Annotated in this window: 18 protein-coding genes and 1 pseudogene; 14 read left to right on the top strand and 5 right to left on the bottom strand. The window is 67.4% G+C overall.

Going from position 1 to position 18571, the window contains the following annotated elements; genetic code table 11:
- Positions 1 to 11 precede the first annotated feature (11 nt).
- The 3 genes from EDD92_RS28120 to EDD92_RS28130 form a co-directional block, all read right to left on the bottom strand.
- On the bottom strand, positions 12 to 2168 hold the full coding sequence (locus EDD92_RS28120) for a hypothetical protein (protein ID WP_123966945.1): 2157 nt from the start codon (positions 2166 to 2168) through the stop codon (positions 12 to 14).
- Complete coding sequence (locus EDD92_RS28125) at positions 2168 to 2893, bottom strand: hypothetical protein (RefSeq protein ID WP_123966946.1); 726 nt, start codon at positions 2891 to 2893, stop codon at positions 2168 to 2170. Before EDD92_RS28125 ends, EDD92_RS28120 begins: the two co-directional genes overlap by 1 nt.
- A 124-nt stretch (positions 2894 to 3017) precedes the next feature.
- Positions 3018 to 3734 carry a Crp/Fnr family transcriptional regulator gene (locus tag EDD92_RS28130; RefSeq protein ID WP_123966947.1) on the bottom strand — a complete coding sequence of 239 codons (717 nt, stop codon included), beginning with the start codon at positions 3732 to 3734 and terminating at the stop codon, positions 3018 to 3020.
- A gap of 337 nt (positions 3735 to 4071) precedes the next feature.
- Here EDD92_RS28130 and EDD92_RS28140 point away from each other — a divergent pair, with 337 nt between their 5' ends.
- The 6 genes from EDD92_RS28140 (at position 4072) to EDD92_RS28165 (ending at position 10752) form a co-directional block, all read left to right on the top strand.
- A complete protein-coding gene (locus tag EDD92_RS28140) occupies positions 4072 to 4608 on the top strand; it encodes a DUF1707 and DUF4190 domain-containing protein (RefSeq protein ID WP_399185464.1) in 537 nt (178 codons plus the stop codon).
- A 341-nt stretch (positions 4609 to 4949) separates the two neighbouring features.
- Entirely contained in the window at positions 4950 to 5321 is a 372-nt protein-coding gene (gene rpsL, locus EDD92_RS28145) for a 30S ribosomal protein S12 (RefSeq protein ID WP_003948652.1), read from the top strand.
- Positions 5322 to 5323: 2 nt separating this feature from the next.
- The gene (gene rpsG, locus EDD92_RS28150) at positions 5324 to 5794 is read left to right on the top strand and encodes a 30S ribosomal protein S7 (RefSeq protein WP_003992340.1); all 471 of its coding nucleotides are present in this window, start codon (positions 5324 to 5326) and stop codon (positions 5792 to 5794) included.
- A 39-nt stretch (positions 5795 to 5833) separates the two neighbouring features.
- Entirely contained in the window at positions 5834 to 7960 is a 2127-nt protein-coding gene (gene fusA, locus EDD92_RS28155; protein ID WP_030930540.1) for an elongation factor G, read from the top strand.
- A gap of 178 nt (positions 7961 to 8138) precedes the next feature.
- Entirely contained in the window at positions 8139 to 9332 is a 1194-nt protein-coding gene (gene tuf, locus EDD92_RS28160; RefSeq protein WP_030930538.1) for an elongation factor Tu, read from the top strand.
- Between the two features lie 277 nt (positions 9333 to 9609).
- The gene (locus EDD92_RS28165; protein ID WP_123966948.1) at positions 9610 to 10752 is read left to right on the top strand and encodes an acyltransferase; all 1143 of its coding nucleotides are present in this window, start codon (positions 9610 to 9612) and stop codon (positions 10750 to 10752) included.
- A 146-nt stretch (positions 10753 to 10898) separates the two neighbouring features.
- Here EDD92_RS28165 and EDD92_RS28170 read toward each other — a convergent pair whose 3' ends face one another.
- Both EDD92_RS28170 and EDD92_RS28175 read right to left on the bottom strand, forming a co-directional pair.
- Positions 10899 to 12266: a S41 family peptidase gene (locus EDD92_RS28170; RefSeq protein ID WP_123966949.1), complete on the bottom strand. Its 1368-nt coding sequence runs from the start codon at positions 12264 to 12266 to the stop codon at positions 10899 to 10901.
- A gap of 122 nt (positions 12267 to 12388) precedes the next feature.
- Positions 12389 to 13471: pseudogene (locus EDD92_RS28175) on the bottom strand (right-handed parallel beta-helix repeat-containing protein); the annotation flags it as partial.
- Between the two features lie 658 nt (positions 13472 to 14129).
- Between EDD92_RS28175 and rpsJ the strand changes: the two are divergent.
- Genes rpsJ through rpsC form a run of 8 tightly spaced genes read left to right on the top strand, consistent with a single transcriptional unit; the run spans position 14130 to position 18568 of the window.
- The gene (rpsJ, locus tag EDD92_RS28180; protein ID WP_003948644.1) at positions 14130 to 14438 is read left to right on the top strand and encodes a 30S ribosomal protein S10; all 309 of its coding nucleotides are present in this window, start codon (positions 14130 to 14132) and stop codon (positions 14436 to 14438) included.
- Positions 14439 to 14455: 17 nt separating this feature from the next.
- Positions 14456 to 15100, top strand: coding sequence for a 50S ribosomal protein L3 (gene rplC / locus EDD92_RS28185; protein WP_007384065.1), 645 nt, complete (start codon positions 14456 to 14458; stop codon positions 15098 to 15100).
- 7 nt (positions 15101 to 15107) lie between these two features.
- A complete protein-coding gene (gene rplD / locus EDD92_RS28190; protein WP_123966951.1) occupies positions 15108 to 15764 on the top strand; it encodes a 50S ribosomal protein L4 in 657 nt (218 codons plus the stop codon).
- Positions 15764 to 16183, top strand: a complete 420-nt coding sequence (rplW, locus tag EDD92_RS28195; protein WP_030930522.1) for a 50S ribosomal protein L23 — start codon at positions 15764 to 15766, stop codon at positions 16181 to 16183. The genes rplD and rplW overlap by 1 nt, the downstream gene beginning before the upstream one ends.
- A gap of 38 nt (positions 16184 to 16221) precedes the next feature.
- Positions 16222 to 17058, top strand: coding sequence for a 50S ribosomal protein L2 (gene rplB, locus EDD92_RS28200; protein ID WP_030930519.1), 837 nt, complete (start codon positions 16222 to 16224; stop codon positions 17056 to 17058).
- Positions 17059 to 17070: 12 nt separating this feature from the next.
- A complete protein-coding gene (rpsS, locus tag EDD92_RS28205; protein WP_030930516.1) occupies positions 17071 to 17352 on the top strand; it encodes a 30S ribosomal protein S19 in 282 nt (93 codons plus the stop codon).
- Positions 17353 to 17396: 44 nt separating this feature from the next.
- On the top strand, positions 17397 to 17744 hold the full coding sequence (rplV, locus tag EDD92_RS28210; RefSeq protein ID WP_003974262.1) for a 50S ribosomal protein L22: 348 nt from the start codon (positions 17397 to 17399) through the stop codon (positions 17742 to 17744).
- Positions 17744 to 18568: a 30S ribosomal protein S3 gene (gene rpsC, locus EDD92_RS28215; protein ID WP_030930513.1), complete on the top strand. Its 825-nt coding sequence runs from the start codon at positions 17744 to 17746 to the stop codon at positions 18566 to 18568. The genes rplV and rpsC overlap by 1 nt, the downstream gene beginning before the upstream one ends.
- Positions 18569 to 18571 lie beyond the last annotated feature (3 nt).

The raw sequence follows: 18571 nt of genomic DNA on the forward strand, positions 1-18571 counted from the left end.
CTCGGGCAGGTTCAGACGGGATCCAGGTGCCGCAGCAGCCGCGCCGCAGCCGGCGTGAGGGTTCCTTCGAAGTCGCGGACCGTGCCCAACATGTGACTGACACGGCGGTGATTGACGGGTGTGGTCGCCAGCGCGGGAAGCAGCGAGGTGAGGGCGGCTTCGGACACCGGGTCGCCGTCGGCCCTGCGCACCCAGCCGCGCAGGACGTCGAGGGCCTGGGAGTTGTGCGCGCGGTCCGCCAGCAGCGCCTGCCAGAACACGGCCAGCTCCCGGGCGGTGGCCTTGTCGTCGTCCGCCGTCGCCTGCGCGTACCAGTCGAGGACGGGCGGGCGGTCGCTGTCCTCGCCCTTCGACTGCTTGCAGGCCTCGAGAAAGGCGAGCAGGGCGTGTGCGCGCACCGCACGGCCGGTGTTGTCGAGGTGCCTCTTCTCGACACGGTCGACGAGAGCGCTCAGCACCGGCTTGCGCACAGCGAGGAGCAGCAGCTCGAGAGCTTCGGCGAACTGCCGGGCCTCCTCCCTCTGCGAGGAGTCGTCGTCCTCGTCGTCCTGGTCGCGGTCGTCGGGAGCCGGCCTGCGTATGGCGTCCAGGAGAGCGCTCAGCGTCTCCTCGTGGTTCACGGGTCCCAGCAGGCCGTAGGCGCGGACGGCCGTCCAGCGGCGGCTCTCGATCTCGCCGGTGCACCAGTCGTGCAGGATCCGGAAGACGTGCGGCACCGACAGCAGCTGGGCCATGGTGAGGGCGTTGGCCGCCGTCAGCCAGGAGCCGAAGTAGTCGTCGTCCGCCCATGGCTCGATGAGGTGGGCCATGGTCGACGACAGGTCGACGGCGGCGAGCTGTGCGGTCGCCGAAGCGGCTCGGGTGCGTACCAGGGGACGACCGTCATCGGCCAGTGCACGGATCCACTCGGCGAGGGCGGGCCGAGCCGACGGGTGGCGGACCCAGACCTCGTGCAGCAGGACCGGGGCTGTGCGCTCATCGCGGAACGCGGCGAAGTACTGGCCTACGACGGTTCCCCATTCGGTGACCTCCGTGTCCACGTAGCCCTTGGCGCCGGCGAGCTGAAGCCGGGATTCACGGGAATTGCCGAAGACCGGGATCACGGGCGACTGACGGGGATCGGCCGTCTTCTGCAGACGTACGTACAGGTCGTCGCCGAGCTCGGCGGCCACCGCGTACGGGGCCTTGTCGAAGACGGCCAGGGAGATCAGGAACGCCTTGTCGCGCAGTGGGCGCTTCTCGTCCGTGAGCCGGCCGGCCACCTGGGTCTCCACGGCCGTCGCGCCGTACTCGGCGAGTTTGGCCTCGTCCGTCTCACCGCGGTGGAATGCGATGAGCCGCTGTCCGAACTCCTCGATCTCGCGCGGTTGTTGTGGCCGGGCAAGGAACTCCTGCACCGGAGCGAGAGCGACCAGGCCTGCCCACGAGTCCTCACCGGTGCGCGGTGTGACATGGGAGTACAGCATGTCCTCGGGCGACGGAGGTTCCCACGGTATGCAAGGGACGTCGTCCAAGGTCGCGGACGGTTCAACCGTGATCACGAGATGACCGCCCAACTTGTTCAGCCGCTCACGCAGCTGAAACAGATGCGTGTCGCGTAGTGGGCGGCTTCGGCTGGTCGCCAGGTTGGGCAGGAGGTATCCGGCGGCGCCGTCCAACTGCTCGGGCAGGGCCGAGACCGAGTCGGGAGGCTCCAGGCTGCGTATATGCCGCATGCCCAGGCGGTCCAGGAGCATCAGGGCGGCGGAGCTCCTGCCTGTGTCCCGCCCGCCGGACAGGATGACCACTTTTTCCGTGCGCAGCCGGTGCAGCGCCTCATCGAAGCTCGGGCAGCCGCAGAAGACGCCCGACAGCTTCTGGATGTTCTCCCGGGGGATCTCCCCGGACAGCTGCTCGGCCTGCCTGGCCGGGCCGCCGAAGAAGTTCACGTTGCCGTGGAAGGTGCCGCCGCTCACGCCGATCTGGTCGCGGGCGATCCGGGTCGCGGACTGCGCGGCGAGCGGCTGCACGAACGAGGGGCCGTGCGTGATCAGAGCCTGGCGTGCACCCCAGGCCTCCTGCCGCTTCTGTTCCTGCGACTCGGCCGCTTCCTCCTGCTTCTTCTGCTCGCCGTCCTGCTCCGTCTCGCTGTCCGGTGCCGCGGCACCCGACGCCTCTTCCTGGCTCATCAGCGCTCGCCCTGCTCGGCGCGCCCGAGGTCGAAGGTCAGGCCGCCGTTGACAGTGCCGCCGCTGACCCCGTACTGGTCGCGGCCGACGTGGGTCTGGCTGGACGGTGCGGCGGGCGGCGCCGAGGCGGATCCGCCCGCGGGGGACTCGGCGGTGCCCAGCCGCCCGTGCAGCCATGCCACCGTCGGGCCCTCCTTTGTCTCCACCGTGATGCGGTGGAAGTCGCCGGGCCGCACGCCCAGCGGGCCGTGCCGGACCACGCCCTGGTAAATGCCCTCGGACACGCACAGGACGCTGTCGTCCTCCCGTTCCTTCAGGGCGTCACGCAGAGGGTCGGAGTTCAGCAGGCGTACGGCGTGGTTGAGGTCCGAGCCGACCCAGCCGTCCAACTCGTCGATGGCCACGTAGCCGGAGGAGAGGACGACACGCAGGCGCATCCGGGCACTGTCGGCGAGCAGCCGGTTCTTGTTGTGCAGCAGGGCCGGGGTCTCCGTGAGGAGGGTCTTCACCAGCACCGGGACAGAGACCTGGGTGTCGATGAGCTCCATGACGGAGTCGCCGCGGTCGGCGCGCAGCCGGAGTGTCTCGTCGACGGAGGCATCGGACAGGGTGCTGTCCACGACGTCGTAGAGAACTCGCCGGAGGAACCCTTGTTCCACGTCGTCGCGGGAGCCGTACTGCTCGATGTCGAAGAGGAGGATGGTGCGGTACACGGGGTCGGTCATGGTGGCTGCCTCTCGTGCGTCGGTTTCCCTTGCTCAGCACGATGGCGGGGGAGGGGCGCGCGTCAGAGGGCCGATGACACGGACGAACTGTGACCGTGTGCACAGAACGGTGTCTGCGGTCCGGTCAGGCGGAGCCCTGGCCGGTGATGCGCCGCAGGACGTCGGGCCGGAGGACGACGATCCGGCGGCGTCTGGTGGCGACGATCTCTCGGGAGCGCAGTTCCTTGAGCAGCCTGGCCACCGCTTCGCGGGAGGAGCCGACCGAGCCCGCGAACTCCTGCTGGCTGAGCCCGATGGTCAGCTCGATGCCCTCGTCGGTCCTGCTGCCGTGTGTGCGGACGAGTTCGAGCAGCAGGACGGCCAGCCGTTCGCGCACCGTGAGCGCGGCCCACTCCAGCCGTCGGCGGTCGGTGGAGCGCTGCCGGTCAGTGGTCAGACTCAGTAGCTGAAGTGCCACCCGGGGATTCCCGGAGAGGAACGCGGTGAATCGATTCTGTTCGATGACGACCGACTCGATCGGCTCCAGCGCGGTGACGGTCGCGGAACGCTGACGCCTGCTGAGGGCTGCGCCCTCCCCGACGATGTCACCGGGCCCGCGCAGGGCGAGCAGGGCCTCGTACCCGTTGGCCGCGAGAGCTGTGACCTTCGTCCAGCCGTGCAGGAGGAGGAGCACATGGGCAGAAGGCTCGTCCTGGCGCATGATGACGCTCCGCGCCGGGTAGCGCAGCGGGCGGCCGATGTCCAGCAAGGCCAGACGGTCCTCTTTGTCCAGCCGGGCGAGGAACGGCACGCTGTCGTCGAAACCGTCGTCCTCCCACGCGCGTGTCCGCCCCCCAGCCATGCCCGCCGCCCCCGTGTTCACCTGCGCTGATGCCTGAACTCTGCAACCAGCCAACGTACTTGAAGAAGGGACGCGGGAAACCAGCGACAACCGGCCGTCATGGCCGACGCCCGCCCCTCGGCGCGTGCACTGCGGCGCAGTCTGTGCCGAAAGTGCCCGTTCGGCGCATCATGGAGGGACTCGGGGGTTCGGGGAGGTACTCGTGTCCAATCCGTCGTGGCAGCCCTGGCAGTCGGGGCAGGGGGACTCGCAGCGGGCGCAGGATGTCCCGCAGTCGGGGCATGACGTGCCCCTGCGGCCCTGGCAGCGGGCCCCGCAGCAGGGGCAGCACGGCCCGATGCAGGCGTGGCAGGGCGCCCCGCCGCCGGCCCAGGGCTCCGGGCAGACCTGGCAGGGGCACACCGCCCCGTCCATGCTCGCCTCCCACGCCGACCGTGAGCGTGCCGTGGACGTGCTCCGGGCGGGGTATGCGGAGGGGCGGCTGGAGAAGGGGGAGTTCGACCGGCGGGTGGCACGGGCCTATGCCGCGCGGACCGTGGGGGAGCTGGCCCTTCTGGTCGCCGATCTGCCGCAGGGGCCCGTGCCGGTCAATCACGCCGCTCCGGTCGTGCCCGCGACCTTTCTGCCCGTCCCGCCGCCGACGAACGGCAAGGCGGTCGGCTCCATGGTCTGCGGGATCCTCACGTTCTTCACCGCCGGGCTCACCGGGATACCCGCGGTCGTCCTCGGTCACTCCGCCCGCAGCGAAATGCAGCGCACCGGCGAGCGCGGCGAGGGCCTCGCCATGACCGGGCTGGTCCTGGGCTGGCTGTCGGTCGCCGGATGGGCGCTGATCATCACCATCCTCATCGCGGCGGCCCTGGCCTCCGCGTGACCTGGGGTGAGCTGCGGTGACATAGCTCCTGGAGGTGCCTGGAACGTGAATTCGAAGATCATGTGCGGCGTAGGGTCTTGACATGCTTCGCATGGCGATGCGGGCGCGGCCCATTTGTTTTGACCGCAGCGTATGAGGTAGGTACGCTCAGACCTTGTGCCTGGGGTGTGCCCTGGCTCTCGTGCGTGCCTTCAACCGCATGGCGAGCCGTCATTGGCCACCGTAATCTGCGCCCTTTCCGCCTGGCGGCGGGAGTCTGCCGGATTCGACACACCCGACCGCGTGGGTCGGCGACGTTCCAGGTTAGCTTCACCATTCGGCACACAGAAACCGGAGAAGTAGTGCCTACGATCCAGCAGCTGGTCCGTAAGGGCCGGCAGGACAAGGTCGAGAAGAACAAGACGCCCGCACTCGAGGGTTCCCCTCAGCGTCGTGGCGTCTGCACGCGTGTGTTCACGACCACCCCGAAGAAGCCGAACTCGGCCCTGCGTAAGGTCGCGCGTGTGCGTCTGACCAGCGGGATCGAGGTCACCGCTTACATTCCGGGTGAGGGACACAACCTGCAGGAGCACTCCATCGTGCTCGTGCGCGGCGGCCGTGTGAAGGACCTGCCGGGTGTTCGCTACAAGATCATCCGTGGCTCCCTCGACACCCAGGGTGTCAAGAACCGCAAGCAGGCCCGTTCCCGCTACGGCGCCAAGAAGGAGAAGTAGAAATGCCTCGTAAGGGCCCCGCCCCGAAGCGCCCGGTCATCATCGACCCGGTCTACGGTTCCCCTCTGGTCACGTCGCTCATCAACAAGGTGCTGCTGAACGGCAAGCGCTCCACCGCCGAGCGCATCGTCTACGGCGCCATGGAGGGTCTGCGTGAGAAGACGGGCAACGACCCGATCATCACGCTGAAGCGCGCGCTGGAGAACATCAAGCCGACCCTCGAGGTCAAGTCCCGCCGTGTCGGTGGTGCGACCTACCAGGTCCCGATCGAGGTCAAGCCGGGTCGTGCGAACACGCTCGCCCTGCGCTGGCTGGTCGGTTACTCCCGCGCCCGTCGCGAGAAGACCATGACCGAGCGTCTGCTCAACGAGCTTCTCGACGCTTCGAACGGCCTCGGTGCGGCCGTCAAGAAGCGCGAGGACACGCACAAGATGGCCGAGTCCAACAAGGCCTTCGCGCACTACCGCTGGTAGTCGCTACCCACATCGAGACCGAGAGAAGACTGAAGCCTTATGGCTACCACTTCACTTGACCTGGCCAAGGTCCGCAACATTGGGATCATGGCCCACATCGACGCGGGCAAGACGACCACCACCGAGCGGATCCTGTTCTACACCGGTGTGTCTTACAAGATCGGTGAGGTCCACGACGGCGCTGCCACCATGGACTGGATGGAGCAGGAGCAGGAGCGTGGCATCACGATCACCTCTGCTGCCACCACCTGTCACTGGCCGCTGGAAGACGTCGACCACACCATCAACATCATCGACACTCCGGGCCACGTCGACTTCACCGTCGAGGTGGAGCGTTCCCTGCGCGTGCTCGACGGTGCCGTGACGGTGTTCGACGGCGTCGCCGGCGTTGAGCCCCAGTCCGAGACGGTGTGGCGTCAGGCGGACCGCTACGGCGTCCCCCGCATCTGCTTCGTCAACAAGCTCGACCGGACCGGTGCCGAGTTCCACCGCTGCGTCGACATGATCTCTGACCGCCTTGGCGCTCAGCCGATCGTGATGCAGCTGCCGATCGGTGCCGAGGCCGACTTCAAGGGCGTCGTCGACCTCGTGACGATGAAGGCCCTGGTCTGGTCCGCCGAGGCCACCAAGGGCGAGATGTACGACACCGTCGACATCCCGGCCACGCACACCGAGGCTGCCGAGGAGTACCGCGGCAAGCTGATCGAGGCCGTCGCCGAGAACGACGAAGAGATCATGGAGCTGTACCTGGAGGGCGAGGAGCCTTCCGTGGAGCAGCTGTACGCCGCGATCCGTCGTATCACCATCGCGTCCGGCAAGTCGAAGGACACCACGGTCACCCCGGTGTTCTGCGGCACCGCGTTCAAGAACAAGGGCGTCCAGCCCCTGCTCGACGCGGTCGTGCGCTACCTGCCCTCTCCCGTCGACATCGAGGCCATCGAGGGCCACGACGTCAAGGACCCGGAGACGGTCGTCAAGCGCAAGCCGTCCGACGACGAGCCGCTGTCGGCGCTGGCGTTCAAGATCATGAGCGACCCGCACCTCGGCAAGCTCACCTTCGTCCGGGTCTACTCGGGCCGCCTGGAGTCCGGCACCGCCGTGCTGAACTCCGTCAAGGGCAAGAAGGAGCGCATCGGCAAGATCTACCGCATGCACGCGAACAAGCGTGAGGAGATCGAGTCGGTGGGCGCGGGCGACATCATCGCCGTCATGGGTCTGAAGCAGACCACGACCGGTGAGACGCTGTGCGACGACAAGCAGCCGGTGATCCTGGAGTCCATGGACTTCCCGGCGCCGGTCATCCAGGTCGCCATCGAGCCCAAGTCCAAGGGTGACCAGGAGAAGCTGGGTGTCGCCATCCAGCGTCTCGCGGAGGAGGACCCCTCCTTCCAGGTTCACTCGGACGAGGAGACCGGCCAGACCATCATCGGTGGTATGGGCGAGCTGCACCTCGAGGTGCTGGTCGACCGTATGCGCCGTGAGTTCAAGGTCGAGGCCAACGTCGGCAAGCCGCAGGTCGCCTACCGCGAGACGATCCGCAAGGCCGTCGAGCGCGTGGACTACACCCACAAGAAGCAGACCGGTGGTACCGGTCAGTTCGCCAAGGTGCAGATCGCGATCGAGCCCATCGAGGGCGGCGACGCCTCGTACGAGTTCGTGAACAAGGTCACCGGTGGCCGTATCCCGAAGGAGTACATCCCTTCGGTGGACGCCGGTGCGCAGGAGGCCATGCAGTTCGGCATCCTCGCGGGCTACGAGATGACGGGCGTCCGCGTCACGCTCATCGACGGTGGCTACCACGAGGTCGACTCCTCCGAGCTCGCCTTCAAGATCGCCGGTTCGCAGGCCTTCAAGGAGGCCGCGCGCAAGGCCAGCCCCGTGCTGCTCGAGCCGATGATGGCCGTCGAGGTCACCACGCCCGAGGACTACATGGGTGAGGTCATCGGCGACATCAACTCCCGCCGTGGTCAGATCCAGGCCATGGAGGAGCGGGCCGGTGCCCGCGTCGTGAAGGGCCTCGTGCCCCTCTCGGAGATGTTCGGCTACGTCGGAGACCTCCGCAGCAAGACGTCGGGTCGCGCAAGCTACTCGATGCAGTTCGACTCCTACGCCGAGGTTCCGCGGAACGTCGCCGAGGAGATCATCGCGAAGGCCAAGGGCGAGTAAGGCACTGCGTTAACGCACTGCGTCCACACGCCTTAGGCTTGACTCCGGAGCCTGCCGGGGCATTCACCCGCATTCGTCACCGTCTGCGGTGGGTGCCCCGGGGCCCGGGCACTAACAGCAAAGATCACCTGGCGCCGATGAGTAAGGCGTACCAGAACCACTCCACAGGAGGACCCCAGTGGCGAAGGCGAAGTTCGAGCGGACTAAGCCGCACGTCAACATCGGCACCATCGGTCACATCGACCACGGTAAGACGACCCTCACGGCCGCCATTACCAAGGTGCTGCACGACGCGTACCCGGACCTGAACGAGGCTTCGGCGTTCGACCAGATCGACAAGGCTCCCGAGGAGCGCCAGCGCGGTATCACCATCTCGATCGCGCACGTCGAGTACCAGACCGAGACGCGTCACTACGCCCACGTCGACTGCCCCGGTCACGCGGACTACATCAAGAACATGATCACCGGTGCTGCCCAGATGGACGGCGCCATCCTCGTGGTCGCCGCCACCGACGGCCCGATGCCGCAGACCAAGGAGCACGTGCTCCTGGCCCGCCAGGTCGGCGTTCCGTACATCGTCGTCGCCCTGAACAAGGCCGACATGGTGGACGACGAGGAGATCCTGGAGCTCGTCGAGCTCGAGGTCCGTGAGCTGCTCTCCGAGTACGAGTTCCCGGGCGACGACGTTCCGGTCGTCAAGGTCTCCGCGCTCAAGGCGCTCGAGGGCGACAAGGAGTGGGGCCAGTCGGTCCTGGACCTGATGGCCGCCGTCGACACCGCGATCCCGGAGCCGGAGCGCGACGTCGACAAGCCCTTCCTGATGCCGATCGAGGACGTCTTCACGATCACCGGTCGCGGTACGGTCGTCACCGGCCGTATCGAGCGTGGTGTCCTGAAGGTCAACGAGACCGTCGACATCATCGGCATCAAGACCGAGAAGACCACCACCACGGTCACCGGCATCGAGATGTTCCGCAAGCTGCTCGACGAGGGCCAGGCCGGTGAGAACGTCGGTCTGCTCCTCCGTGGCATCAAGCGCGAGGACGTCGAGCGCGGCCAGGTCATCATCAAGCCGGGCTCGGTCACCCCGCACACGGAGTTCGAGGCCCAGGCGTACATCCTGTCCAAGGACGAGGGTGGCCGCCACACGCCGTTCTTCAACAACTACCGTCCGCAGTTCTACTTCCGTACCACGGACGTGACCGGCGTCGTGACCCTCCCCGAGGGCACCGAGATGGTCATGCCGGGCGACAACACTGAGATGAAGGTCGAGCTCATCCAGCCCATCGCCATGGAAGAGGGCCTGAAGTTCGCCATCCGTGAGGGTGGCCGGACGGTCGGCGCCGGCCAGGTCACCAAGATCAACAAGTAAGCTTGTTGACTTGACCTGGTAGCTCCAGCGCGAGCTCCTGAAGGGGCCCGTACGACTTCGGTCGTACGGGCCCTTTCGCTTGCCCCGCGTCTGGCCCGCGGCCGGGAGGGGGACGGTTGCACGGTGAAGTCTCGGAGAACCTTGCGGGACGTCTGGTGGAGAGTTCGACCAACTCCCCGTTTCCGGTGCCCCGAATGTTCTTGTCTGCTCACTGTGGGGCGGTTGTGACCCCCTAGCGTGAGGGGTCGGAACAGGCAAGAAACAGGGATGGTCGTTGATGTCCACGATGGTCGACCGGCCGACGCAGCAGCTGCGGACGGTGCAGGTACGCCGTCCGGCGGCCCCACTTGGACGCGAGCGTCCGCGCCTGTACGCCATCGACGGCATCCGTCTCGTCGCCGCCCTGATGGTGGCCGTGCACCACTACGTCGGCAGCTGGCGCGTCGACCAGCCGGGCAACGCCGTCTGGGGCCGGCCGGTCTCGGACACCATGCCGACGGTCTTCCACTTCGCCGCCTACGGCTGGATCGGCGTCGAGATCTTCTTCGTGATCAGTGGCTTCGTGATCTGCATGTCCTGCTGGGGGCGCACCCCGCGGGAGTTCTTCGTCTCCCGGGTGATCCGCCTGTACCCGGCGTACTGGTTCGGGATCGCCTTCACCACGGCCGTGCTGGTGGTGGCGCCGGGGGTCTGGGACCGGCTGAAGCTGCGCGACATTCTGCTCAACTTCACCATGCTGCAGTCGGGTTCGGGCGTGGCCAACGTCGACCGCGTCTACTGGACGCTCTGGTCGGAACTGCGCTTCTATCTGCTCTTCATGGTCGTCGTCGCCACCGGGCTGACGTACCGCAAGGTCGTGATCTTCTGCTGTGTGTGGGGCGCGGCCGCCATGCTCGCCCCGGTCTCGGAGTTCCACCTGCTGACGCTGGCCGCCAACCCGGAGGGCGCCTGGTTCTTCATCGCCGGCCTCGCCCTCTACCTCATGCACCGCTTCGGCCAGGACCTGCTGCTGTGGGGGATCCTCGGGATGGCGTGGCTGATGGGGCAGCGGCAGCTGGGCCTGAGGATCGACAACACCGAGCATGTCTCCGGATGGCGGGGGAGCGCGGTGATCTACACGGTGTTCCTGCTGGCCATGGTCGCGATCGCGCTCGGTGCGACGGATCGCGTGCGGTGGAAGTGGCTGGTCACGGCGGGGAGCCTGACGTATCCGCTGTATTTGATCCACTACATGGCCGGTACGACGTTGATCGGGCAGCTTCGGGACACCATGGATCCGCGGTTGCTGGTTGCCCTTGTGATCGGCGGGTTTCTGGTGCTGAGTTGGTTTGTGCATCGGGTGGTGGAGCGGCCTGTGGCGCGGGTGTTGAAGCGGGGGCTGGATACGTCGTTTGCGCGGTTGAGGCACGCCGGCGCGTAGCGCTCCGCGGTTGGTGCCGCGATGGGTCGTCTTTTGTCCGCGGCTGCGTTGTGGCTGGTCGCGCCCACGCGGCGGAGCCGCAAATCGATACAGCCCCGCGCCCCTTGAGGGGGCTGTCGGACCGCAGCGGAAATTGCGCACCCTGCTCAGCGATCCAGTTCGCTCACTGCTCGGTCGAAAGCCGAGTCTCGGTTGTCGGCGAACTCCTCCTCGGTGAAGACCGGCTCGGTGATCTGGGGTGGGATGCCTGTGCCGTCGAAGGTGTGGCCCGTGCGGGTCAGGAACTCCTCGTTGGGGAGCCAGGCGGTCATGCCGTTCGGGAGCGTGCGGGACATGACGTCGGAGAAGACGCCCTGTGTGGGTTGTCCGATGCGGATCGTCCTGCCGGGGCGGTCCATGAGGGCCTCGGTGAAGGTCTCGCCCGCGCTCACCGTGGAGCCGCCGGTCAGGACTGCGACGGGGCCGGTGTAGCGGGGCGCGTGGGCGGGGAGCACCGGTATCGGCTCGGGCCGGGTGTGCCGGGTCGGGTCGGCCGGGTCGTTGCGGGCGCGCTTGGCGTAGGCGACGTAGGGCCGGTCGGTGAGGCGCTCGGCGAGGTGGATGCCGAGGGCGTCGGAGCCGCCGCCGTTGATGCGCAGGTCGATGATCAGGCCCGGCAGGCGCCGGGTGCGCTCCGCGGTGAGGACGGTGTCGAGCGCCTTGTCGAGCTCGGCCAGGTCGGCGGCGTACGAACCGTGGTCGGCGGTCGTGTACCCGCCGAAGCCGGAGACGCGCAGGTATCCGGGGCCGCCTTCGGGCAGGTCGGCGTAGGTGATGCGGCCGGCGGCGAAGTCCCGCCGGTAGGGTGCCCGAGCGAGATCGCGCTCGACGATGAACTTCTTGACCCTGGCGTCCAGCTGCTCCGAGGGCACCTCGGTGCCGGGGCGGCCCTGGGCGAAGACGCGGTCGCCGTCCTGTACGGCGACATGGGCGTCGTGCAGCGGGGCGACCATCCGGCTGAAGACGTCGAAGAGCTCCGCGCGGGTGGTGTCCTTGTGGATCCGCGGGCGGTAGCGGTCGCGTACGGAACGCCAGTCGATGCCCTTGGCCGCGAAGAAGGGGTAGTTCTCCTCGAAGGACTGCCAGAAGACGTCGAAGGCGGTACGGGGGTCCGTGGGCGTCGGCCCGGTGCACTTCGTGGGCAGCGCCGCGATCCGCCGCAGCTGCCGATGGCCCACGGAACTGTCCGCCGACAGCTGCGCGTGATCGCGATCGCGGCCGAGGCGCACGGTCAGCACGGTGCCGTCCGCCGTGTACGTTCCCGGGCCGGTCTGCCGTGCGGAGTCGCCCTTGAGGCAGCTCACCGCGGTGGTCTGGTACTCCTGGTAGACCCCGTGCCCGAGGGCGAGGACGGTGCCGTAGCCGTCCATGCGCCACAGACCGTCCGTGCAGGCTCTGCCGGCGTCGGCCACGGCGGCCGGTGCGGCTCCCGCCGCCAGGGTCAGGATGACGGCGGTGGCCGTGACGATGCGCACGAGTGGTCCCTCCGGTGGCTGCAGGCTGTGCCACCACCGTGGCCTGGGCGGCTTCCCCCGGACCATCCGGCAAGCCGGTGTATCGGGGTGGGGGAAGCCCCAGGGGAATCAGAATCCCCTGGTCACGGCGTCACCACCTTGCCGCCGAAGGTCACGGCGAGATGGCCGTCCGAGGCGAAGGACCAGCCCAGGGAGCCGCTGTAGGAGGAGCAGCGCGAGCCGTTCGTGCCCGTCCAGAACTGGTTGGAGCTGTCGGCGTCACCGACGGTCTTGTCGTTCGGACCGCTCACGCCGAAGCGGCACGAGGTGTTCGTCCGGAACACGGACGTTCCCTTGTCGAACGAGAAGTTGCGCTCGGCGTTGTCGACGCCGACGTTGTTCGAGATCGCCATCGTGCCGGGGTTGCTGTTGTACGTGAACCCGTGATGGCCGTTGCGGTAGGCGATGCTGTGCCGGACGACGTGGTTGACGGCGATGTCGTCGCCGCCCAGCTTGTAGCCGTTGCGGTCGCCGTTCGCGTTCTGCGTGCCGTCGGTCAGGGTTCCGTTGCCGTAGGAGAGCGAGTACTCGATGGTCACCGGGCCGATCGCGCCCGTGTCGGTCTTGGTGTACAGGTCCCAGCCGTCGTCGATGTTGTTGTGGGACACGTCGTAGCGGAAGACGTTTCCGGTGCCGGTGGTCAGTTTTGCCGCGAAGCCGTCCGCGTTCTCGCCGCCGGAGTCCTCGTTGTCGTGCGACTCCGAGCTCACGATCAGGTTGTTCGACGGCCACTGGCTGCTCGGGGTGCTGGAGGAGATCCGGCCCAGCTGCAGACCGGTGTCGCGGTTGTACGCCGTCACCGTGCGCTCGATGACGTTGTTGCTGCCGCCGACGTAGATCCCGTTGTCGCCGGCGTGTTCGACCGTGAGGCCGTGGACGTGCCAGTAGTTGGCGTTCAGCTGGAGCCCACGGTTCGACGAACTCTCGCTCTGCGCCGAGAAGTTGAGCACCGGGGTCTCGCCCGGGTAGGCGGACAGGGTGGTGCGGGCGCTCGAAGTGCCGTTGCTCCCGGCCGGGATCGTGATCGTCGACGAGTAGTTGTACGTCCCGCCGCGCAGATAGATGGTGCCGCCGGATGCGATGCGGCTGATCGCGGTGGCGAGCGTCGTCGGGGCGGACTGCGTGCCGGCCGCGCCGGCGGTGCCGCTCGGGGACACGTACTGCGTGGTGCTCGCGGCGTGTGCCGGGGTGCCGGACAGCGCGACGAGCGCGCCGGACAGCAGGCTGACACACGCGAGGACGGGTCTCACTTGCATGGTGGTGCCTCCGGGTTCGTCCGTGACCAGGGGTGCCGTGCAAGGGAAAGCGCTTTCCGTACTGCCGATTGGGAACGTAAGCGCTTGCTATGGACGCGTCAATAGTTAGGTGCTTGATTTTTATTCACGGACATGAACACGACCGAGGGGCCGTCCGGGGCTCGTTCGAGCGGCGTCGAGGGTGCGGGTTTGACCTGCGTCACCCTGGGGGTATTCTCTCCGGCTCGATTGGCCAGGCCCCTGCCCCGTATGGCAGACTGTCGGAGTTGCTCGGTCGAGTGTTGATGCTGCGCGCCTCCCGCCGGGGGGACCGGAAGCGAGTCCCACAGTACTCGTCGCCCTAACTGCCGTAAGGCAGCACTGGGGCGGACGTACGGGAATCTTCCGGGAAGTGTCAGTGCGGCACTGGCCAGGCACCCGGGTAAACCTCTTTCCCAGGCAAGGGATGTTCGAACAAGGGACATCTGTGTCAGCGGAAGCGCGACACGCCCGACCGCGTGGGTCGGCGAGGGAGCGTACGGAGGACCGGGTTCCAGAGCGTGAAGAGACAAAGGACTACTGAGTAGCCATGGCGGGACAGAAGATCCGCATCCGGCTCAAGGCCTACGACCACGAGGTCATCGACTCCTCGGCGAAGAAGATCGTCGAGACGGTGACTCGCACTGGTGCGTCGGTCGCGGGCCCGGTGCCGCTGCCCACTGAGAAGAACGTGTACTGCGTCATCAAGTCGCCGCACAAGTACAAGGACTCGCGCGAGCACTTCGAGATGCGCACGCACAAGCGCCTGATCGACATCCTCGACCCGACGCCCAAGACCGTTGACTCTCTGATGCGACTCGACCTCCCGGCCGGTGTCGACATCGAGATCAAGCTCTGAGGGTCGGTGATCTGAGAATGGCTAAGCAGATCAAGGGCATCCTGGGCGAGAAGCTCGGCATGACGCAGGTGTGGGACGAGAACAACCGTGTTGTTCCGGTCACCGTCGTCAAGGCCGGCCCCAACGTCGTCACCCAGGTCCGTACGAACGACGCCGACGGCTACGAGTCCGTCCAGATCGCGTTCGGCGAGATCGACCCGCGCAAGGTGAACAAGCCCCTCAAGGGCCACTTCGCCAAGGCCGACGTCACTCCCCGCCGCCACCTCGTCGAGATCCGTACCGCTGACGCCAGCGAGTACACCCTCGGCCAGGAGATCACCGCCGAGGTGTTCGAGGCCGGCATCAAGGTCGACGTGACCGGCAAGAGCAAGGGCAAGGGCTTCGCCGGTGTCATGAAGCGTCACAACTTCAAGGGCCTCGGCGCCGGACACGGCACCCAGCGCAAGCACCGCTCTCCCGGTTCCATCGGTGGCTGCGCCACCCCGGGCCGTGTGTTCAAGGGCCTCCGCATGGCGGGTCGTATGGGCAACGAGCGGGTCACCACCCAGAACCTGACCGTCCACGCCGTTGACGCGGAGAAGGGTCTGCTGCTCATCAAGGGCGCGGTTCCCGGTCCGAACGGCGGCCTCGTCCTGGTCCGCACCGCGGCCAAGGGGGCCTGAGGTACCGATGAGCACTGTTGACATCCTTTCGCCTGCCGGCGAGAAGACCGGTAGCGTCGAGCTCCCCGCGGAGATCTTCGGCGTGGAGAAGGTCAGCATCCCGCTGATCCACCAGGTCGTCGTCGCGCAGAACGCGGCTGCCCGTCAGGGCACGCACAAGACCAAGACCCGCGGCGAGGTTCGTGGTGGCGGTAAGAAGCCTTACCGTCAGAAGGGCACCGGCCGTGCGCGCCAGGGCTCTACCCGCGCGCCCCAGTTCGCCGGCGGTGGCGTCGTCCACGGCCCGCAGCCGCGTGACTACTCGCAGCGGACCCCGAAGAAGATGAAGGCTGCCGCTCTGCGTCACGCCCTCACCGACCGGGCCCGCCACAACCGCATCCACGTCGTCTCCGGCGTGATCGAGGGCGAGACCCCGTCCACGAAGGCCGCCAAGACGCTGTTCGGCAAGATCTCGGAGCGCAAGAACCTGCTCCTGGTCGTCGACCGCGCCGACGAGGCCGCGTGGCTGTCCGCCCGCAACCTGCCCCAGGTGCACATCCTGGAGCCGGGCCAGCTGAACACGTACGACGTGATCGTCTCGGACGACGTGGTCTTCACCCAGGCCGCTCTCGAGTCCTTCGTCGCCGGCCCGAAGGCCAACGACACCGAAGGGAGCGAGGCCTGATGGCTACGCGTCACCCGAGCATTGCCTCCAAGGCTGCGAAGGCCGCCAAGGCCGCGCGCGTCGCCAAGGCGCGTCGCCACGAGGCCGAGGGCAAGAACACGGTCGAGACTCCGCTGAGCAAGTCGTACACGGACCCCCGTGACGTCCTGCTGAAGCCGGTCGTCTCCGAGAAGAGCTACGCGCTTCTCGACGAGAACAAGTACACGTTCATCGTCGACCCGAGCGCCAACAAGACCCAGATCAAGCAGGCCGTCCAGGCGGTCTTCTCGGTCAAGGTCACCGGGGTCAACACGATCAACCGCATCGGCAAGCGCAAGCGGACCCGCACCGGCTTCGGCCAGCGTGCGGCCACCAAGCGCGCGATCGTGACCCTCGCCGAGGGCGACCGTATCGACATCTTCGGCGGTCCGACCGCGTAAGCGGGTCGGATCGTCCGATATCGGACGAGGACTGAGAAATGGGAATCCGCAAGTACAAGCCGACTACGCCGGGCCGTCGTGGCTCCAGCGTCGCCGACTTCGTCGAGGTCACGCGGTCCACGCCGGAGAAGTCGCTGGTCCGCCCGCTGCACAGCAAGGGCGGCCGTAACAACGCCGGTCGTGTGACCGTTCGCCACCAGGGTGGCGGACACAAGCGCGCCTACCGAGTGATCGACTTCCGTCGTCACGACAAGGACGGCGTGCCGGCGAAGGTCGCGCACATCGAGTACGACCCCAACCGCACCGCGCGCATCGCGCTGCTCCACTACGCGGACGGCGAGAAGCGCTACATCCTGGCGCCGAAGGGCCTGACCCAGGGCGACCGGATCGAGAACGGCCCCGGCGCCGACATCAAGCCCGGCAACAACCTGGCCCTGCGCAACATCCCGGTCGGTACGACGATCCACTCCGTGGAGCTTCGTCCGGGCGGCGGCGCCAAGTTCGCCCGCTCCGCCGGTGCCTCCGTGCAGCTGCTCGCGAAGGAGGGCTCGCTGGCCCACCTCCGCATGCCGTCCGGTGAGATCCGCCTGGTCGACCAGCGCTGCCGCGCCACGGTCGGCGAGGTCGGCAACGCCGAGCAGAGCAACATCAACTGGGGCAAGGCCGGCCGCAAGCGCTGGCTGGGCGTCCGCCCGACCGTTCGCGGTGTGGCGATGAACCCGGTTGACCACCCGCACGGTGGTGGTGAGGGCAAGACCTCCGGTGGTCGCCACCCGGTCAGCCCCTGGGGTCAGAAGGAAGGTCGTACTCGTTCGCCCAAGAAGGCGTCGAACAAGTACATCGTCCGCCGCCGCAAGACGAACAAGAAGCGCTAGGAGCGGGTTTAGATGCCGCGCAGTCTCAAGAAGGGGCCCTTCGTCGACGAGCACCTCGCCAAGAAGGTGGATGCTCAGAACGAAGCTGGTTCCAAGAACGTCATCAAGACCTGGTCCCGTCGCTCGATGATCGTCCCGGCCATGCTCGGCCACACGATCGCGGTGCACAACGGCAAGACCCACATCCCGGTGTTCGTCACCGAGTCGATGGTCGGCCACAAGCTCGGCGAGTTCTCGCCGACGCGCACCTTCCGGGGCCACGTCAAGGACGACCGGAAGTCGAAGCGCCGCTAGTAGCGGATCGCATTCAGACACGTAAGTAACTGAGAGGGACAACCATGGAAGCCAGGGCCCAGGCGCGGTACATCCGCGTTACGCCCATGAAGGCCCGCCGCGTGGTGGACCTTATCCGTGGCATGGATGCCACGGAGGCTCAGGCTGTTCTGCGATTCGCTCCGCAGGCAGCCTCCGTGCCCGTCGGCAAGGTGCTCGACAGCGCCATCGCCAACGCCGCGCACAACTACGACCACACCGACGCCGACAGCCTCTTCATCTCCGAGGCGTACGTCGACGAGGGCCCGACCCTGAAGCGGTTCCGTCCGCGTGCCCAGGGCCGTGCCTACCGGATCCGCAAGCGGACCAGCCACATCACCGTGGTCGTCAGCAGCAAGGAAGGAACCCGGTAATGGGCCAGAAGGTTAACCCGCATGGGTTCCGGCTCGGTGTCACCACGGACTTCAAGTCCCGGTGGTACGCCGACAAGCTGTACAAGGACTACGTCAAGGAAGACGTCGCCATCCGTCGGATGATGACGTCCGGCATGGAGCGCGCCGGTATCTCGAAGGTTGAGATCGAGCGCACCCGTGACCGCGTGCGTGTGGACATCCACACCGCTCGTCCGGGCATCGTCATCGGCCGCCGTGGCGCCGAGGCCGACCGCATCCGCGGTGACCTCGAGAAGCTCACGGGCAAGCAGGTCCAGCTGAACATCCTCGAGGTCAAGAACCCCGAGACCGACGCTCAGCTGGTTGCGCAGGCCGTTGCCGAGCAGCTCTCCTCCCGCGTCTCCTTCCGCCGTGCCATGCGCAAGAGCATGCAGTCGGCGATGAAGGCCGGCGCCAAGGGCATCAAGATCCAGTGCGGTGGCCGCCTCGGCGGCGCCGAGATGTCCCGCTCGGAGTTCTACCGCGAGGGCCGCGTGCCCCTGCACACGCTCCGCGCGAACGTGGACTACGGCTTCTTCGAGGCCAAGACGACCTTCGGCCGCATCGGTGTGAAGGTCTGGATCTACAAGGGCGACGTCAAGAACATCGCCGAGGTCCGCGCCGAGAACGCTGCCGCCCGTGCGGGTAACCGCCCGGCTCGCGGTGGCGGCTCCGACCGCCCGGCCCGTGGTGGCCGCGGTGGCGAGCGGCGCGGTCGCAAGCCGCAGCAGGCTGCCGGCGCCGAGGCCCCCAAGGCCGAGGCCCCCGCCGCCGCTCCGGCTGAGAGCACCGGAACGGAGGCCTGACCG

Origin of the sequence: Streptomyces sp. TLI_185, assembly GCF_003814765.1 — a bacterium.
Classification (GTDB): domain Bacteria; phylum Actinomycetota; class Actinomycetes; order Streptomycetales; family Streptomycetaceae; genus Streptomyces.

Excerpts from the sequence above, each read along its gene's own strand:
- EDD92_RS28120 (WP_123966945.1), bottom strand. The coding sequence starts at position 2,168 with ATGAGCCAGGAAGAGGCGTCGGGTGCCGCGGCACCGGACAGCGAGACG.
- EDD92_RS28125 (WP_123966946.1), bottom strand. The coding sequence starts at position 2,893 with ATGACCGACCCCGTGTACCGCACCATCCTCCTCTTCGACATCGAGCAG.
- EDD92_RS28130 (WP_123966947.1), bottom strand. The coding sequence starts at position 3,734 with ATGGCTGGGGGGCGGACACGCGCGTGGGAGGACGACGGTTTCGACGAC.
- EDD92_RS28140 (WP_399185464.1), top strand. The coding sequence starts at position 4,072 with ATGCAGGCGTGGCAGGGCGCCCCGCCGCCGGCCCAGGGCTCCGGGCAG.
- rpsG (WP_003992340.1), top strand. The coding sequence starts at position 5,324 with ATGCCTCGTAAGGGCCCCGCCCCGAAGCGCCCGGTCATCATCGACCCG.
- fusA (WP_030930540.1), top strand. The coding sequence starts at position 5,834 with ATGGCTACCACTTCACTTGACCTGGCCAAGGTCCGCAACATTGGGATC.
- EDD92_RS28165 (WP_123966948.1), top strand. The coding sequence starts at position 9,610 with ATGTCCACGATGGTCGACCGGCCGACGCAGCAGCTGCGGACGGTGCAG.
- rpsJ (WP_003948644.1), top strand. The coding sequence starts at position 14,130 with ATGGCGGGACAGAAGATCCGCATCCGGCTCAAGGCCTACGACCACGAG.
- rplC (WP_007384065.1), top strand. The coding sequence starts at position 14,456 with ATGGCTAAGCAGATCAAGGGCATCCTGGGCGAGAAGCTCGGCATGACG.
- rplD (WP_123966951.1), top strand. The coding sequence starts at position 15,108 with ATGAGCACTGTTGACATCCTTTCGCCTGCCGGCGAGAAGACCGGTAGC.
- rplW (WP_030930522.1), top strand. The coding sequence starts at position 15,764 with ATGGCTACGCGTCACCCGAGCATTGCCTCCAAGGCTGCGAAGGCCGCC.
- rplB (WP_030930519.1), top strand. The coding sequence starts at position 16,222 with ATGGGAATCCGCAAGTACAAGCCGACTACGCCGGGCCGTCGTGGCTCC.
- rpsS (WP_030930516.1), top strand. The coding sequence starts at position 17,071 with ATGCCGCGCAGTCTCAAGAAGGGGCCCTTCGTCGACGAGCACCTCGCC.
- rplV (WP_003974262.1), top strand. The coding sequence starts at position 17,397 with ATGGAAGCCAGGGCCCAGGCGCGGTACATCCGCGTTACGCCCATGAAG.
- rpsC (WP_030930513.1), top strand. The coding sequence starts at position 17,744 with ATGGGCCAGAAGGTTAACCCGCATGGGTTCCGGCTCGGTGTCACCACG.